This window comes from Maribacter flavus (assembly GCF_008386635.1).
Classification (GTDB): Bacteria; Bacteroidota; Bacteroidia; order Flavobacteriales; family Flavobacteriaceae; genus Maribacter; species Maribacter flavus.
In genome coordinates this window covers 277,621-293,874 of record NZ_VUOE01000003.1, presented here as the reverse complement: position 1 = coordinate 293,874, position 16,254 = coordinate 277,621, and the positions used below count along the sequence as shown (strand labels likewise).

The window sequence follows — 16,254 nt, the reverse complement described above, 5'->3', positions numbered from 1 at the left end:
TCAGTTATTTAGTTTTCTTGGTTTTTAATAAGCTTTCTATAAGACTGCCATAGTTGGATGTGAACAGAGTGGCCATTTCCATGATAAGTTTGGCCATGGCCACATCGTTCATGACTTTTTGACGTAGCTCTGGAGGGACATCCTTAAGGTCTCCCTGCATTCTCTTAAACGGATTTTGATCCTGTTCAAACATTAGGGCAATGCATTATATGCTTCTATTACTTTGGCCTTGGCTCTCTTTAATCTCATTTTTACGGCACTCGTACCCAGTTCCAGGGTGGATTCCAATTCTTTGATGGAAACACCGTCCTGATATTTAAGCATCAGGATGGTCTTGTCCTCACCGGGTATCATTTCCAATGCCTTTTTCAATTTCTCCACCTGCAACTCCAATAAATGCTCGTCCGTTACTTCTTGGGACAATCTATATTCCTCATCACCAATATCATTGGAGCGATCGCTTATTTTCCTTCCCTTATCCCTGTTCACATAATTAACGCAAAAATTGTACGTGAAAGAATACAGCCAGGTTGAAAATTTTGAGTTCCCCTTGAAGGAGGCCAACTTTACGAATACCATCAAAAATACGTCCTGTGTTAGGTCTTCTGCCTCCTTTTGTGATTTTGCAAATCCATAACACTTATTGAAAACCATTTTGGCATAACGATCATAAAGGACCCCAAAAATCATGGAATCCTTCTTCGCCACTATTTCCTTCACCAGATCTTCATCGGTGATGTCCTTGTATGGATCATTGGCATCCAATTCCTTATTGAATTGATTGCCCACAATGATTAGACACAGTTTGCGTAAGAAGGTCACCTTCAGAAAATTATTATGCAAAACAAAAATAGGTTAAAGTTTCTGTTATTAGTACCTTGTTACCTAAATGATACCCACCATGAAAAAATGCTTATTTGTGCCGGTGCTCTTTTTGGTTTTATTTGGAAGTTGCAAAAACGACGAGAAAAAGCAAGAAGAAACCATTGAAAAAGAAAGTACAGTATTGGAGAAAATAGCCGATGCCAATGGCTACGAAAATTGGAAAAATATAGAGCGCATCAAATTCACGTTCAATGTGGATAGGGATTCGTCCCATTTTGAACGCACGTGGCAATGGCATCCAAAAACCAACGATGTCGTTTTTATGACCCATGAGGATACGCTTCGTTACAACCGTACGAAAATGGACAGCGTAATTGCCAAAACCGATGCCGGTTTCATCAACGACAAATATTGGATGCTTGCCCCTTACCAATTGGTCTGGGACCGGAATAGTTTTCAATACACACATACCGACTCTGTACAGGCGCCCATGAGCAAGGATATCATGCAAAAATTGACCATTGTGTACGGAAACGAAGGTGGCTACACCCCCGGGGATGCCTATGACTTTTATTTTGGGGACGATTATATCATCAGGGAATGGGTCTTTAGAAGAGGTAACCAAGAGGAACCCAATATGATAACCAGTTGGGAGGACTACAAAAATATTGATGGACTCAACATCGCCACCATGCACAAAATGGGGGAAGGCAATTTCCAGTTGTACTTCACGGGTATTGAAGTGGAGTAAGCACAATTTCCATTGAATTATGGGGAACATGCGAAGGTACCTACTGTTAACTTTTTGTTTATATGGGGGACTTGTGTTGGGCCAAACGGAATTTGGTGGTATCAAAATGGATGCCGATGAAAAAGTTCCCTTGGAATTCGTGCATGTATTTAACAGGAAGCATAGCACCATTAGCAATACGGATGGCAGGTTCCTATTGAAAACTTCACTGGATACGGTCCTATTCTTTAGAAACGGATACGAAAAAAAAGCGCTTTCATTAAAGGCCCTTAAGGATACTATTTACCTAGAAAAGAAGGTAGTGGCCTTGGACGAAGTGGTGGTGACCAATGCCAAGACTATTCTTCAGAAGATCAAGGATTCCATCAATTCCAATTATTTATTGACACCACATACGGAAACGTTTTTCATCCGGGCCTTGCTCCGTAAAAACGACACTTTGGTTCGGCTACAGGATATGACAGGTACGCTACTGCGTAAAACCTCCATTTACGGCAATGGTCTGGAAATGGAAAAAAAGGATTACCAAGTAGAACTGGCGGAAATGCGGCAATTGGGAATCATTAGGGACGTTTACGGCGTATACTTTGAGCTTCCCTCGCTGTACAACATTTTCGGAGAATTCATGCGGCTGAACGCCATGGGTCCGGAATTCGACGTAATTGAAAAGCCCTATGAGAATAGTGAGGAGATACGGGTAGAATTCAATTCGTTACCAACAGAGGATGGCAGTAGTGCAAAAGGTCACTACATTATTAACGAAGAAGATAATGCAATCTTATCTTTTGAATTATTTCTCAAAGGGGCTCAAAAGACTTCTAAAACAGATTTGGATAAATATACCCATCTATTAAAAGCTAGTTCCTCCATGTACTTTAAAGAAGATATGGAACGAGGACTGTATTTTATGCACAGGGCAAAACGATCCTTCTCCTTGGAAGTGAAAACGGAAAAACATCCCGCACCGGATGTTTACGAAATAGAAATTACCTTATACACCCCGGATAGTTTTGGCAATGAAAAGGTGAAAAGCAATGTCAACGAGCATAAGGACATTTTTATGTTAAAACATCCGTATAATGAAGCCTATTGGCAAGAACAGTCCTGGCTTCCGGTAACGGAGGAAATCAAGGAGTTTATACAAACTATTGGAAAGGGAACTTCGGGGCTAAAGACGAAAGGCAACATGAACTAAGGTTATCGGACCAACCAAATTTTCCCCTACCCCCGCCTCTTTTTAAGGATTGCCGTCGCACCCAATATAAACATAGCCACGCCCAACAACACGATAAAACTTGTTTTGAGGGAATAATTGTCCGCAAGAAAACCCAAAATAGGGGGCGCACATAGAAACCCGGAATAGCCGGCCCCGGCGATAAACGAAACTCCCTTTGAGGAATCCACACCTTTGACGTTTCCACCGATTCGAAAGAGCTCCGGAACCATGGCCGAAAAACCCAGGCCACAAATGGCAAATCCTACGATGGCCAAATAGGTGGATGTTGTCAGTACCAGTACATAACCGATAATACTTAACAACGTACCCAAGGCCACCATTTTTACGGAACCGATACTCGCGCTGATCCCGTCACCCAAAAACCGACCTAAGGTCATCGTCACCTGAAAACCTAAAAATCCGGCACCCCACAAGGCCTCGGGAGCCAAACTGACTTCCTTTAGGTAGAGTCCGCTCCAATCCACAATGGCACCCTCGCTTCCCATGGCAATAAAGGAAATAAGCCCTAACAAAAGCAACGGTTTAAAAAGTTTCAGGCTAAATGTCTCCTTTTCAATAGTCGCCGCAACCTCGTTGACGAAGTTTTTGTAGAATGTGAAATTAACGATGAAAACTAACGCAATGGCCATTCCCATATGCAATACAGGATTGTCCAAGGGACCTATCAAAAAGCTGCCCAATCCGGCCAAGACGCCGCCCAGACTAAAAAAACCGTGGGAGGCCGACATGAATTTGGCGTTATCTTTTTTCTCCAGTTCGGTCACTAAGGTATTCATGGAAATATCCGTAAACCCGTTGGAAGCCCCAAACAAGAATAGACTGCCCATCAACGTGTAATAACTTGGGCTCAGAATCGGAAGGATGGCCGTGCAACAACTGATCAGCACCCCATACCAAGTGGCCTTCCCTACCCCAATCCGATTAATAATGGAGGAAGCAAAAGGAAATACGATAAATACGCCTAAGGACAGGCAAAAAATGGCGATTCCCAACTGGGACTTGTCAATCCCAAGATTTTCCTTTACGGTTGGAATATAAATGGCCCATGTCCCAAAAAGGATGTTGATACTTGCAAAAACCCATGAGGGTCCAAAATATCGGGCATTGGAAAAAATCAATCCGAGCGATTTCATCTAACTTATCGAGTGTTTTTTAATATACCCTCCTTAAGTATCTGTCCAAATCGGTACATATCCTCATACGAACAATAAAATGGGGCCGGTGCCAAACGAATTACATTGGGCTCACGCCAATCCACGATTACACCATTTTGCATCAGATAATCGAACAAGGCCCTTCCTTGGCCGTGCAAGAAAACGGAAAGTTGACAGCCCCTATCCTTTGGGGTGATGATTTCAAAACTACTGTCTACTTCGGCATCGATTTCCTTCAACACGAATTCCAAGTACCCCGTAAGCGTTTTCTGTTTTTCGATGAGGGCGGGCATTCCTACCTCCTCAAAAAGTTCCAATGAGGCCAAATAGGGTGCCATGGACAATACGGGAGGATTGCTCACTTGCCATGCATCCGCATTGGGCATGGGTTCAAAGTGGGGCTTCATTAAGAAGCGTTCTTCTTTTTTGGTTCCCCACCAGCCCTCGAACCTGGGGATATCCTTTTTATCCAAATGACGTTCATGTACAAATACGCCCGATGCATTTCCCGGACCGCTGTTCATATACTTATAACTGCACCACGCGGCAAAATCGGTATTCCAATCATGTAATTTAAGCGCCACATTTCCAACGGCATGCGCCAAATCCCAGCCAACATTGGCACCTACTCTTCTTCCGGCCTTGGTAATAGATTCCATATCCATCACCTGACCGTTGTAATAATTCACCCCGCCAATGAGCACCAAGGCCAGCTCGTCCCCTACTTCTTCGATTTTGGCCACAATATCCTTGGTCCGCCAAAAATGCTCGCCTTCGCGCTTTTTTACCTCCACAATGGCATCCTCTGCAGCAAAACCGTGAAAACGCACCTGACTTTGAAGCATGTATTGGTCGCTGGGGAAAGCCTTTTCCTCACAGAGTATTTTATATCGGTTTTTTGTTGGGGTGTAGAACGATACCATGAGAAAGTGTAGGTTTACGCTCAAGGTGTTCATAACCGTGATCTCTTCGGGCTTGGCGCCTACAACTTTTGCCAACGGCGGAATCAAACGTTCGTGATAGTCCCACCAAGGTTTATCGGCATAAAAATGGCCCTCCACTCCCAACTCGGCCCAATCCGTCATTATTTCGTCCACAAAAGCTTTTGCCCGTTTAGGCTGAAGCCCAAGTGAATTGCCGGTAAAATAAATAACCTCTTCCCCATTTACTTTTGGGTAAACGAACTCCTTACGGTACTTCGCCAACACATCCTTTTTATCCAATTCCTGGGCAAACCCCAAGGTATTTTGAAATTCCATACTTCAATTTTATCCGATGAACTACCTCGGGGCAAGCCCACAAGGCATTAAACCACTTCAATAAGAGAAACAACATTTTTAGGTTTCAACGCAAGCACCTTAGTAATTGATCTCGATTATCGAGTAAAAATAGGGATATACGAACAAAGAAAAACTATGGTTTAGGTCCGATTTCAGGTTTTGGCCTCCGTAACAAATCGCATTTCTATGATGTGTCTTTTGAAACCCACTTTTTCATAGGCCGACAAGGCCGGTTCGTTATCGTCGTAGACGGTTAACCTAATTTCGGTAAGGCCCTTGGACAATACCCAGCTTTTAAGTCCCTCGATGATTTTTCCGTTGATACCTTTGCCCCTAAATTCGGGAAGCGTGTACATAAAACCCAAATAACCATAATGCGTATGGTCCAAATAATGTCGGGCCTCTTTGATAAGGGCATATCCACTGGCAACTACTTGTAATCCGAAACAGGCGACAAGCACTTGGGCATTATCGGAAGTTATCAGTTCTGCAAGATCGTAATAATTGACCTTGCCCTTTCGTATGGTTGAATCCATGGGACGTTCCGCCAAAATGATTTCCTGTTCGAATTTCAAAAGTATGGGCAGATCCTCAATTACCGCTTCGCGAATGACAATTCCGTTATCCATCTTACCGATTTACAAGGTTTAAAAATAATGCTTAAAAAGCTATTTTTGTAAAAAGAAATCCATGCATTTTTTATCGCAGATCCTGGAAGATTACTTGACCGAACACTCCCAGGAAGAACCCGAAATCCTACAAGAACTGACCCGTGAGACCCACCTCAAGGTCATACAACCCAGAATGTTGACGGGCCGCTTTCAGGGAAGGGTGCTAAGCGTGCTTTCCAAAATTATTAATCCCAAATATATTCTAGAAATAGGCACCTATACAGGATATTCCGCCCTATGTCTGGCCGAAGGTCTGCGGGAGAACGGCGAGTTACATACCATAGACATCAATCCTGAACTAGGGGAAATGCAGCGCACTTATTTCAATAAAAGCGGTTTTGGAGAACGTATTTACCCTCATATGGGCAATGCCTTGGAGATCATTCCCAAGTTGGACATTACCTTCGACCTGATATTCATTGATGCCGAGAAAAAACAATACGACAACTATTTGGAAGTGGTGTTGCCCAAAACAAGATCCGGCAGTGTCATTTTATCCGATAATGTACTTTGGTCCGGCAAAGTTGTGGAACCCCTTAAAAAATGGGACAAGGCCACCAAGGTTCTATTGGACTACAACGCAAAACTGAGCAATCACCCAAAATTGGATACGGTATTATTGCCCATCAGGGACGGCCTAACGCTAAGTAGGGTGAAATAAGCAGCAAGTACAATTTGTGAAAAAGTAACGCCGATAGTATTCCGAAGAAAGCCCCTGCAAGAACATCCGATGGATAATGCACGCCCAGGTAGATACGGCTGGAAAGGAATAAAATAGGCCAAAGATAAAAAAGGTAACTCCACCTAAAACGTACTCTAAGGATAGCATATACAAAGGTGGTTACGGAAAAGGATATGGCGGAATGGGCCGAAAAAAAGCTATAGCTCGAGGGATTTGCCAATACCCGGATCCATGGTTTTAAGTATGCATCATTATTGGGGCGTAGCCGTTCCACAACTACTTTGGTAAGGTTGGTACAGGTCTCCACAAAAAAGACCAAAATTCCCAGCATCAATAACAGAACCAAGGCTTCCTTCCAAGGTCTTGACTTGAAAATCAGGAAAAGAAAAAGGATAAAAAGGGGTATCCAGGTTGGATATTTTGTGATGATCCGCCAAAAACCATCAAAGGAGGTTGACCCTAAATTATTGAGGAATATCAGTATTTCTTGGTCCCATTGCAGCAATTGGTCCCACATAGACGCGGCTACTTTCTTTTAACGGTTCCAGAAACGTCGCCTATTTTCTTACCGACCTCACCAAACTCCTTTTTAATGTCCTTGGTAATGCCAGTGTCGATACTTTTTTTGACATCGTTAATATCCTTTTGGATATCCGTAATGACGTTGGTATCTATTCCTTGTTTATCCGCACTGCGTTGGATCTCCCTTTTGATATCATCCGTGGCGTCCCTAAGCTGTCGCATACCCTTGCCCAATCCCTTGGCAATGCCCGGAATCTTATCGGCTCCAAAAACCATCACCACAATAAATAGGATGAAGAATATTTCGGCACCACTAATGAATAAAAAATACGTTGAAATCATACTACAAATATAATCAAGTTTGGATGCGCAATAAAAAAGCCCTGTTAAAGAACAGGGCTTTTTTTCAAAATTATAGTGGATTATTTTCCCTTGATATTTTCCTTGAACTGATCAAAGTCGTTTTGTTCTTCTTTTTTCGGCCAGGAATTGTTAGTGGTATCGATATCCGCCGTTTCCATTTTTGGGTCTACCACGATACCTGTCAGTTCGGTGGAAGAAGAGACAACTATGCTCACCTCGTCATCGTTCTTTCTCCAGATTTCCGCCGGATAGGTAATATTTTTCGTAGTCCCGTCTGCATAAGTATACTCTACGATCAGCGGCATGGGGATTCCTCCCGGCTTATCATACGTGATCTCATAGAAATATTTTGGCTCCTTTACGGCAGCCCTTTCTTCGGCGGTCATATTGTCCATCATAAACTCCTTTAGGGTCTGGGAACTTTCTGAAGGTGATTTTCCTTTCAGATTGGGGTCAAAATCCTCGCTATCCTCTTCGGCCAGATATACCAAGGGTGGGAGATCGGCTTCGGTCATGTTACGGGCCGCCATATATTCCTGCATTTTCTTGGTGGGCTTGTCCGTCACATAGTACTTCTTGATACCTTTTACTCCAATATCCACATAATCCGTGGTATAGAACCAACCTCTCCAAAAGTAATCCAAGTCCACGGCGGAGGCATCTTCCATGGTCCTAAAGAAATCCTCTGGGGTTGGGTGCTTGAACATCCATCTTTGGGCGTAGGTCTTGAAAGCATGGTCGAACAATTCCCTTCCCATCACGGTTTCCCTTAGGATATTCAAAGCCGTCGCCGGTTTGGCATAGGCATTGGGACCCAACTGGTAGACGTTTTCCGGGTTGGACATAATGGGCGAAATGGTACTTTGGTCCCCGCTCATATAGGGAACTATCTTGGCAGGGTCGCCCCTTCTGGATGGATATTTATCGTTGGGGGCAATGGCTTCGGGGTAGGCTTCCCCAAATTCCTGCTCCGCCATGTACTGCATAAAGGTATCCAAACCTTCGTCCATCCAGCCCCACTGGCGCTCATCGGAATTAACGATCATGGGGAAGAAATTATGACCTACCTCATGGATAATCACGCTCATCATTCCGTATTTTACCCGATCCGAATAGGTACCGTCCTCATTGGGCCTTCCATAGTTCCAACAGATCATGGGGTATTCCATTCCCTGATTCTTTGCGTGAACGGATATGGCCTTGGGATATGGATAATCAAAGGTATGTGCGGAATAGGACCTTAAGGTATGGGCAACTACCTTGGTGGAGTATTCCTCCCACAATGGGTTCCCTTCCTTGGGGTACATGGATACCGCCATCACGTCCCTATTTCCAATCTTTACCGCCTGCATGTCCAAAATGAACTTTCGGGAGGTGGCAAATGCAAAGTCACGAACGTTTTCGGCCTTTAATTTCCAAGTCTTTGTTTTATTTGAAAATCCCTTTTCAGCGGCCTCTATCTCTTCTTGGGTTACGATGATTACGGGCTTATCATAGGATTTGGTAGCCTTCTCGTATCGCTGCATCATTTCCTTGGTATAGACCTCCTTGCGATTTTGAAGTACTCCCGTACCGTCCAGAATATGGTCCGCGGGCACGGTAATATCCACCTCGTAATTTCCGAAAGTTAGGGCGAATTCACCACTACCCCAGAACTGATGGTTCTGCCATCCCTCTACATCACTGTATACAGCCATTCTAGGGAAGAACTGGGCTATGACATAGGCGCGGTTGCCATCCTTAGGAAAATATTCATAGCCGGAACGCGCACGGTTTACGGTATGATCGGGAATGTTGTAGTTCCATTTTACGGAAAAGGTATATTGCTCACCACTTTTTAAAGGTGTTGGAATATCCACGCGCATCATGGTAAAATTGATGGTATAGGGCAAGGCCTTTCCCGACGCGTCCTTCACATAGTCAATATTGAAGCCACCGTCAAAGGGTTCACCCATATATTGGGAAGCGAAAGAGCTGGGCTGTTCCGCCAGGGGAACTCCCCCACCGTTACGCAAAGGCGCCTTGGAATCCTTGGCACGCACGTTCTGATCCAATTGCAACCAAAGGTACTCAAGGTCATCTGGGGAGTTGTTGGTATAGGTGATGGTCTCCTCACCATAGATTTTGGCGTTTTTATCGTCCAAGGTAATGTCCATTACATAATCCGCCTGTTGCTGATAGTAATCTGGACCTGGAGCACCCGAAGCCGAACGATAGTTATTTGGGGTTGCAAATTCCTCATACAGTTGCTTGAACTTGCTCTGGTTGTAATGGCCTGGCTCCCTTTTCTGTTGCTCGGTTTCCTGTGCGAAGGAAACGGCGCCTACCAAAAACAAAAGCGAGGCAAAAGTGTACTTGAATAGTCTCATTTTAGTGTTCATTTTAATGCGCGGGAAATTAAAGTTTTTTAAAGAATTTCTTAACATACGTTACAAATTTAACATTCCTTTAGTATCGGATTTTATGAGGACGAAACTCTTCTTTTGACCATTGATCTTGAAATGGACCACGTTCTGTTGATCGTCGAACAAATCCGTAAGGACTTCATTGGTTATGGCAATGCTGGTGACTTTGGGAAGGTTTATTTTGGGTACCTCTATGTAACAGATGACCATATCCGTATCGTATTTCTTGCCCAGAAAGGTATACTCCACTTTTTTGCCGTCAATTTCAACAATGAATTTGGAGCGAAGGTACTTCTCCAAATACTCCCGGTCCATCTCGGATTCAGCTGCCGTGCCCAACTGTGTATCGATACCATAACGCTCCTTTAGAACAGCGTTCATATCGTCCAAAAAAACACGGGTAATGACCTGAAGGGCATCGTCCTTTTCGGAATACCCCACATTGGTTACGCTAATGTAAAATTTATGGGCAGCCGTAAAGGCCAGTAAGGGTAGGATAAAAAGAAACAGTCCTTCTTTAAGGTTCTTCACTTTTCTTGCTTTTTTATTAGGTCAATAGCTTTATTCTTAAACATTTCCTTCTGTAGTGGTATTGGACTTACCATAACAAATCCCTCGATGAGGGTTTCACATTTTTATTGCATTTGAGCAAAGGACATGCCAAAAAGGCGCTAATCCAGATCATTGTTCTTTCGGTAGACCAAACTTCTTCGCTCAAGATATTCCCAAATCCGAATCAGGTCATGGCTATCCACTATGGTTTGAAAAGCTGAATCCACTTCACAAAAATAAAAAAAGTCATCCGTTCGATCCTTGGGAATCTTCAGTTCCGTTTGGTAGAGGGAATCCGCATAAAATTCCCGAACCCGACCGGTACGGCTGTACAGATTATCACGCGCTACACGTTTTTTAAGCATTTTGGTCCTTCCGGAAATTCCATTCAAAATAGGGTTCAAAGGTATACCTATGCTTCCCGAGGTGGCCTCGTACAATTCCCGCTCCGCCTTGGTAGGAACTTTTACAAAAGCATTTGGCAGGCCCAAGGTGGAAGCAGTTACTACGGGCTCCGTATTCAAAATTTTCAGGTCCTTGGAAATATTCCCGGATAGGTTGTACGGGGTAACGACCACCTCGTCCAATTCTTCCAAGGCCTCGTCCAAGGGCACTTCTATATTGGAACTGCCAAAAATAGCGGGTGTGATTACAATTTGTTTTTTCTTGAACTGGACGGCCGAAAAAACCAAGGTATCGTTCACACGCACCGGGATGCTAAAAAACCCATTGACATCCGTGATACTGGCCTTTTGCGTGCTAATGTTCAACACGTGCGTCGCGGCGACATCACCATCCCTACTGGTAACCCTACCTTCCAAATTTTTGGTTTCCCCGGTTTGTGAAAAAACGAGAGCGGGAAAAATGAACACTAAAAGGAACTCACTCCTCATTCGAGGTCTCTCGGAAAGATTTACTGAGATTCACCAGGGAATCGATCAATTGAAATTCGTTCTCCTTGCGCAAGAGGGACCGTGCGGGTAATTTTTGGTCACAATAGGTCAAAAAGGGTTCGATCTGACTCTGTTGCAATTGCAGGTCCTCCATAAAAAAGCGGTTGTCATAGATCCTGCGTAGCACATCGCTCACCGCTACCTGCGGGCCTTCATCGGGCGCATCTGCCTTGGCCTTGAATATGGCCTTAAAGATGTTCACAAAGTTAAGTCCGTCTTGCATGCCACGGTCCGTTTGGGAAAGGGCGATATTTTCAACTTCCGTACCCCTGTCAATTTCATATTCCACCTCTTTGAACTCCTCGTTCCGTAATTGCAAAAAGCGCTCCTCGTCTTCGGGGGTGACAACCACCTCGTCCAGTTCCGTAATTTTTTCGTTTACGGTCACGATGATTCGATTTTTTTCCAGAATCTCCGGCGTAATCTTTACAATCTGGTACTGGTAGTTTACTGCCGTAAATACCAACTCGTCACCTTCCTTCACCCGAATGGCGAACTCGCCGTCCTCGTCCGTTTCCGTCGCCTCCTCACTGGTAGAATTGATTACATATTCGTTGGGCACGTCCACATTTTTATACAAAACGTGTCCGTAAATAATTCTTCTACCATCGTCTTGGGCATACGAGAAAAAGGTGGAAAAGAACAAAAGCGCTGCAAGTAAACTCTTGGCCATAATATATAGGTATGAACTTGTCAAAGATACACAAGTCCTGTTTAGTGCTCATAAATTACGTACATGTGCACATTTTAAAAAAAATCCAGCAAATAAACTTTTGTTAATTTATTGGGTCGGAGGAGGGATTCCATGTGCCGAAGTCCGCCATGTTAAGGCAAATATCTTTCGTTAACATATTTTACGGGCTTTTTCCAAGAAAGTTTACCTGGGTTTCCTTGGAAAACATCCAAACCGCTATGCCCATGCATACTATATAAATAAGTTCGCTTTAACCGAATTAATGTACCTTTTATCCGTACGGGCTATCTTTTTAACTATAAAAAAAGGTTTGGCCTAGAGATAATCCTATTTTTGTTTTTCCACTATTTTCAAGTCAAATAGCGCCATATGAAACGTCTCAGTATCCTATCCCTTGTTTTGTCAATGATTGCTTCCGTAGCCATGGCACAGATAAAAATTGGCGACAATCCACAGACCCTAGACCCGAGCTCCTTATTGGAACTGGAAAGCAATTCCAGAGTGTTGGTCATTTCCAAGGTAAGCACGGCCCAGATGGAGGCCATTGCCCCACAGCGCGGGGGTATGGTCTACAATACGGATACGGAATGCGTCCATTATTTCAATGGTGCCCAATGGGTAAACCTATGCGATGCCGTAAGCTTTACCATTACGAACGACCCCATTGAAAACCTTAGAAGTACCATTGCCATTACCCAGACCCAGGGCAACTATAACCTAGAAGTGGCAACCAACAGTATACGTACGGAACAAATTGCCGATGGTGGTATTAATGGCGTGGATATACAGGATAACTCCATTGGAAGGAACAAACTGGGGGATGCGGCCGTAGGCCCGGATGAACTGGCAACGGAATCCGTGGATTCCGATGCCATCATAGACGGAACCATACTGCCCCGTGATATTGGGTCCAGCCTTCCCAACCACGTGCTCGCTACCGATATCAATGGGACTGTATTGTGGCAAGATCAGAACGACGTTTACGAACTGAGTTTTGACAAGGACACCAATACCTTGGCCATTGTGCCGGCGACGGGCTTAGGGAGCAATAGTATCAATTTGGAGGCTTTGGTAGGGTCAGATGATCAAACCTTAACACTAACGCCGGACAACCGTTTGCAGATCGAAAATGGTAATGAAATCGATTTGAGTTTTTTTAACAATGCCGGTACGGACAACCAAACAATTTCAACGGACGATACCCCTGGAAATATTGCAATTCTGAATGGCAATGAAATTACCTTAAACGTTAACGATGCGGATGCCGAACCCGATAACGAACTTCAAAATATCAATGAAGTTTTAGCGGACGGGAACGATGCGGGTGGCTTATTAATCAAAAACATAGGTACACCAGTGGATGACCAAGATGCTGTAACCAAAGCTTATGTGGATGGTGCAATAACGGGAGTTGGAGGAAATATTGTAAGTACGCAACCAGGTAACCTAATCGTAAATAATGCCGGTGCATTTTATGCTGACCCAGATAATGATTCGACCAACGAGATTCAGGACCTGGAACTTACCACCGACATACTTACGATTACAAACAACGCGGCGGCGACTCCGATTGACCTCAGCCCGTACCTTGACAATACTGACGATCAGAATGCAAGCGGGGTGGAGGTAACAGCAACGCCAACTAACTACACTGCAGGAACTCCAGACGTTGAGGCGCACTTGGCCGGAATCGACGCAGCCCTTGCAGGTGGTGGGGGTTCTACTGAATTAGCCGATCAAATTACAATTACGGGAGATGGAACTTTAGGAAATGAATTTACAGTAGGTACTATTGGTTCAGCTCAAATTACCAATGGCACTATTTTATTGGAAGATATCAATCAAAATGGGGCAGCAGACGGTCAAATTATTAAATGGGATGCCACGGCCAATGCAGGTACAGGGGCTTGGATTGTAGCAGAAGACAGAACCGATGGTACTGGAGTTCCGGTATTAACAAATGGCACCATATTGATAGGTGATGTCACGGACTTACCACAAGAAAGAGTATTAAACGGTGATATTTCCATGGACAATACCGGTTTGGCAACCATTGCAGTAGACGCCGTTACTTCAGCAGAAATCGCTGATTTGTCCATTGCTACGGAAGACTTGGCAGATAATAGCGTAACCATAGAAAAAATAGCTGAAGGATTGGATGGACAAATCCTTACAACCGATGGCACTGATGTTATCTGGGCTGACAATACCTTAACAATTTCTAATTTGGCAACTGACGATCTTACCCAAGACAATGAAGATCGCATTTACAATTTTGGTGCCAATGCCCTAACTTTTATTGGAACAGGAACCATTGGGATTTCACAGAACCCTGCTTTTAATGCCTCCGCAGCATTACATGTAGATGGAACTACTTTGAGCAATGGTTTCGCAACAGCTAGTCCCCTAGGTTTTTATCTTAATGGCGATTTGGATACGGGACTACATTTTGATGAATTTACCCCGGATTTGGTAAGTCTTACGGCTGGAAATATAAGGGCTTTGACTGTTACAAATACAGCCGGAACCACGAATGTTTTGGTTCCCGAACGTCTACAACTGGGTGGATTGGTAGCCGATAATACAAATGCCATTGGAACAAATGGGCAAGTTTTGACCTCTACCGGAACCGGGGTGGCATGGCAGGATGTACCCGGAAGTTTAACAGGTATTACCGGATCAATATTTTTTGCCGATGCAACTGGTGCGCCTACTGAGAATAATGTACAATTGTTTTGGGACACTGCGAACAATTATCTTGGAGTTGGGACAAATACCCCCGACAGAAAACTTGATGTAGAAGGTGAAATTAGAGGTAATCAATTTTCTTCAACAGGAGGAACAGAAGCAGAACCAGCATATAGTTTTAGTACAGGCGATGATGCCAATACGGGTATGTTTAGACCAGCCGCAGATGAAATTGGCTTTTCAGTTGGTGGAGAGGAAGCCCTAAGAATAGAGGAAGACGGAGGCAATACGAACGTTACTATATTTCAAAGTCTAACCTTGGACAACCTACTTTTGGATAAAGATGGTGATGCCGGAACTCCAGGCCAAATATTATCTTCAACAGGTACACAAACGGACTGGATTGATGCTCCTGCAGTTGGAGCGGCTGATTGGTCAACTTTGACAGGAATACCAGCGAACCTTGACCTTGACGTCAACGATGACTTCGACGGTGAATGGGCAAGCTTGGCCAACAGGCCGGCAGGTCTGGACGACGGAGACGACGATACGGTCTACACCGCTGGGGCAGGGATTACCATTTCCGGAACAAACGAAATCAGCTTCGATGGTGGTACAATAGCCGTGGACTGGACAAACCTTACCGGTATACCTGCGGACCTTGACCTTGACGTCAACGATGACTTCGACGGTGAATGGGCAAGCTTGGCCAACAGGCCGGCAGGTCTGGACGACGGAGACGACGATACGGTCTACACCGCTGGGGCAGGGATTACCATTTCCGGAACAAACGAAATCAGCTTCGATGGTGGTACAATAGCCGTGGACTGGACAAACCTTACCGGTATACCTGTGGACCTTGACCTTGACGTCAACGATGACTTCGACGGTGAATGGGCAAGCTTGGCCAACAGGCCGGCAGGTCTGGACGACGGAGACGACGATACGGTCTACACCGCTGGGGCAGGGATTACCATTTCCGGAACAAACGAAATTGGCTTCGATGGAGGAGCTATACCTGCAGGAAGTATACCAGGATCCGCAGTGATTCCTGATTTTGGCGGTCAAAATATAATAACTGGGGGTACAATAAGTTCAACTGGAAATATTATAACTGATGGTGATTTCGTTGATACTACACCTGATTACGTCTTTCAAAAATATTTTACGGGAACATCTCCTTTAAACGAAGGTTATACATTTAAGAGCCTTTCTGAAATTGAACAATTTGTAAAACAGAACAAACATTTACCGGGAGTACAATCTGCAAAAGAAATCAAAGCACAAGGATTTTGGAATCTCGGAGAGGCATCCAGAATTAACCTCGAAAAAATCGAAGAGCTCTTCCTTCATACCATAGAACAGGAGAAAAAGATAGAAGCGCTACAGGAAGAGAATTTGGAACTTTCCAAAGAATTGGAAGCGTTAAAAACCCAAGTGGAGACTATAAAAAAAATGCTCTCCAAAAAGGAATAGC

At 44.2% G+C, this 16,254-nt stretch carries 15 protein-coding genes; 4 read left to right on the top strand and 11 right to left on the bottom strand.

All coding sequences use genetic code 11. From position 1 onward, the window contains the following. Positions 1-4 precede the first annotated feature (4 nt). Complete coding sequence (locus tag F0361_RS17415; protein ID WP_138259486.1) at positions 5-193, bottom strand: hypothetical protein; 189 nt, start codon at positions 191-193, stop codon at positions 5-7. Continuing rightward, positions 193-843: an RNA polymerase sigma factor gene (locus tag F0361_RS17410; protein ID WP_246160927.1), complete on the bottom strand. Its 651-nt coding sequence runs from the start codon at positions 841-843 to the stop codon at positions 193-195. Before F0361_RS17410 ends, F0361_RS17415 begins: the two co-directional genes overlap by 1 nt. A gap of 58 nt (positions 844-901) precedes the next feature. On the opposite strand from F0361_RS17410, the gene F0361_RS17405 reads away from it, so the two are divergent. Both F0361_RS17405 and F0361_RS17400 read left to right on the top strand, forming a co-directional pair. After that, a complete protein-coding gene (locus tag F0361_RS17405) occupies positions 902-1,576 on the top strand; it encodes a hypothetical protein (RefSeq protein WP_154920694.1) in 675 nt (224 codons plus the stop codon). A gap of 28 nt (positions 1,577-1,604) precedes the next feature. Further along, complete coding sequence (locus F0361_RS17400; protein ID WP_154920693.1) at positions 1,605-2,771, top strand: hypothetical protein; 1,167 nt, start codon at positions 1,605-1,607, stop codon at positions 2,769-2,771. A 26-nt stretch (positions 2,772-2,797) separates the two neighbouring features. Here F0361_RS17400 and F0361_RS17395 read toward each other — a convergent pair whose 3' ends face one another. From F0361_RS17395 to F0361_RS17385, 3 genes are all read right to left on the bottom strand, one after another. Continuing rightward, positions 2,798-3,946, bottom strand: coding sequence for an MFS transporter (locus F0361_RS17395; protein WP_154920692.1), 1,149 nt, complete (start codon positions 3,944-3,946; stop codon positions 2,798-2,800). Between the two features lie 5 nt (positions 3,947-3,951). Then, positions 3,952-5,226, bottom strand: coding sequence for a kynureninase (gene kynU / locus F0361_RS17390; RefSeq protein ID WP_154920691.1), 1,275 nt, complete (start codon positions 5,224-5,226; stop codon positions 3,952-3,954). 173 nt (positions 5,227-5,399) lie between these two features. Then, on the bottom strand, positions 5,400-5,876 hold the full coding sequence (locus F0361_RS17385; protein ID WP_154920690.1) for a GNAT family N-acetyltransferase: 477 nt from the start codon (positions 5,874-5,876) through the stop codon (positions 5,400-5,402). Between the two features lie 61 nt (positions 5,877-5,937). Here F0361_RS17385 and F0361_RS17380 point away from each other — a divergent pair, with 61 nt between their 5' ends. After that, positions 5,938-6,579, top strand: coding sequence for an O-methyltransferase (locus F0361_RS17380; protein ID WP_154920689.1), 642 nt, complete (start codon positions 5,938-5,940; stop codon positions 6,577-6,579). Here the strand turns inward: F0361_RS17380 and F0361_RS17375 are convergent. From F0361_RS17375 to F0361_RS17350, 6 genes are all read right to left on the bottom strand, one after another. After that, positions 6,545-7,117 carry a phosphatase PAP2 family protein gene (locus tag F0361_RS17375; RefSeq protein ID WP_154920688.1) on the bottom strand — a complete coding sequence of 191 codons (573 nt, stop codon included), beginning with the start codon at positions 7,115-7,117 and terminating at the stop codon, positions 6,545-6,547. The genes F0361_RS17380 and F0361_RS17375 overlap by 35 nt on opposite strands. 8 nt (positions 7,118-7,125) lie before the next feature. Next, complete coding sequence (locus F0361_RS17370) at positions 7,126-7,464, bottom strand: Sec-independent protein translocase subunit TatA/TatB (RefSeq protein ID WP_154920687.1); 339 nt, start codon at positions 7,462-7,464, stop codon at positions 7,126-7,128. Positions 7,465-7,544: 80 nt separating this feature from the next. Continuing rightward, complete coding sequence (locus F0361_RS17365; protein WP_154920686.1) at positions 7,545-9,854, bottom strand: M1 family metallopeptidase; 2,310 nt, start codon at positions 9,852-9,854, stop codon at positions 7,545-7,547. Positions 9,855-9,914: 60 nt separating this feature from the next. Then, positions 9,915-10,421 carry a DUF6702 family protein gene (locus tag F0361_RS17360; RefSeq protein ID WP_154920685.1) on the bottom strand — a complete coding sequence of 169 codons (507 nt, stop codon included), beginning with the start codon at positions 10,419-10,421 and terminating at the stop codon, positions 9,915-9,917. 140 nt (positions 10,422-10,561) lie between these two features. Further along, entirely contained in the window at positions 10,562-11,335 is a 774-nt protein-coding gene (locus tag F0361_RS17355) for a hypothetical protein (protein ID WP_154920684.1), read from the bottom strand. Continuing rightward, positions 11,325-12,068 (bottom strand): carboxypeptidase-like regulatory domain-containing protein, encoded by a 744-nt coding sequence (locus F0361_RS17350; protein ID WP_154920683.1) that lies wholly within the window; start codon positions 12,066-12,068, stop codon positions 11,325-11,327. Before F0361_RS17350 ends, F0361_RS17355 begins: the two co-directional genes overlap by 11 nt. Positions 12,069-12,458: 390 nt before the next feature. Here F0361_RS17350 and F0361_RS17345 point away from each other — a divergent pair, with 390 nt between their 5' ends. Next, positions 12,459-16,253 (top strand): bZIP transcription factor, encoded by a 3,795-nt coding sequence (locus F0361_RS17345; RefSeq protein ID WP_154920682.1) that lies wholly within the window; start codon positions 12,459-12,461, stop codon positions 16,251-16,253. The last annotated feature ends 1 nt before the right edge of the window (position 16,254 follow it).